The organism is Arthrobacter sp. I3 (assembly GCF_000520575.1).
Taxonomy (GTDB): Bacteria; Actinomycetota; Actinomycetes; order Actinomycetales; family Micrococcaceae; genus Arthrobacter; species Arthrobacter humicola_A.
The window spans coordinates 28395-29757 of the sequence record NZ_KI914917.1 but is presented as its reverse complement, the minus strand read 5'-3'; the positions used below and the strand labels follow the sequence as shown (position 1 = coordinate 29757).

Sequence of the window (1363 nt, the reverse complement as noted above, 5' to 3'; positions counted from 1 at the left end):
CGCAGCGCCACCGGCCGGCAGCGGGAGCGGATGGTCACCAGGACATCGGCGGGGGAGGGGGCGCAGAGCATCCAGACGGTGCGGGGCGTGGGTTCCTCGATGGCCTTGAGCAGCACGTTGGTGGTCCGCTCGGCCATCCGGTCCGCGTCCTCCACCACGATGATCCGCCACCGGCCCGACGAGGGCCGGTTCCCGGCGGTGGACACGAGCTCACGCGCCTCGTCGATGGTGATGGTGACCTTCTCCGTGCGCACGAACGAGACGTCGGAATGGGTTTCGCCGAGGATGGTCAGGCACGCCGGGCATTCGCCGCAGCCGCGCAGGCTGACGTCCTCCTGGTCGCAGTTCAGGGCCGCGGCGAACGCCTTCGCGGCGTTGGAACGGCCGGAGCCGGGCGGTCCGGTGAAAAGCCACGCGTGCGTGAGCCCTTCGTTCTGGGCTGCCTGGCGCAACTGGGCCACGACGGCGTCCTGGCCCTGGAGGTCGTCCCAGACCGTCATGCTGTGCTGCTTTGGGTGACGGCCAGCAGGGATTCGACGCGCTCGAGGATGCGGGCGGCGAGTTCGGCGACGGGCAGCCGGGCGGGCAGCACCAGATACGCCTCAGGCCGGGCCGAGGCGAGGTCCAGGAAGGCCGCCCGGATCTTGGCATGGAATTCGTCGGCCTCGGACTCGAGGCGGTCTTCGGCGGCCTCGCCGGCGGTGCGCCGCTGTCGGCCAACGGCGGGTTCGACGTCGAGGAGTACGGTAAGGTCCGGCTGCAGGTCCGATGTTGCCCACGCATTGATGTCCCGGACCGCCTGCGTTCCGAGGCCTCGGCCGGCGCCCTGGTACGCGACCGAGGAATCGATGTACCGGTCCGTGAGGACGATCTCGCCGCGTTCCAGGGCGGGACGGATGACCTGGCTCGCGTGCGCGGCCCGGGACGCCGCGAAAATCAGGGCCTCTGTATGGGCATCGATGTGGCCGTGGCCGTGATCCAGCACGAGGGACCGCAGCTTCTCGCCGATCGCCGTGCCGCCCGGTTCCCGGGTCCGCAGCACGGTAAAACCATCCGATTCCAGGGCTTTGGCGAGTTCAGCCGCCTGCGTGGACTTGCCGGCGCCGTCTCCGCCCTCGAAGGCAATAAACAGTCCGGGCAACAGGCCGGTCAACTTTCGGCGGGACGCTCCGGGGCTCTGGGTAGTCACCGTTCAAGAGTACCGACAATCACCGACACTCTAGTCTGCGCAAAGTCTGCGGCGTAACGGCTTGGGTACCCTGCCGGGCCCCCACGTACCCTGTCCTCATGAGTCTTTCTGAAGAACAGGCCGCCACGCTTTCGCCGGATTCCCTGGTTGTGGCGGCAGGGCGCCCGCCGCGCA

Annotated in this window: 2 protein-coding genes; both read right to left on the bottom strand. The window is 69.0% G+C overall.

Features of this window, described 5'->3' with window-relative positions; all coding sequences use genetic code 11:
* A partial coding sequence (locus Y706_RS30120; protein ID WP_043435662.1) for an AAA family ATPase occupies positions 1-500 on the bottom strand: 500 nt, incomplete at its 3' end.
* Positions 497-1153 (bottom strand): dTMP kinase, encoded by a 657-nt coding sequence (tmk, locus tag Y706_RS0109095; protein WP_028276354.1) that lies wholly within the window; start codon positions 1151-1153, stop codon positions 497-499. The genes Y706_RS30120 and tmk, both read right to left, overlap by 4 nt.
* Positions 1154-1363: the final 210 nt, after the last annotated feature.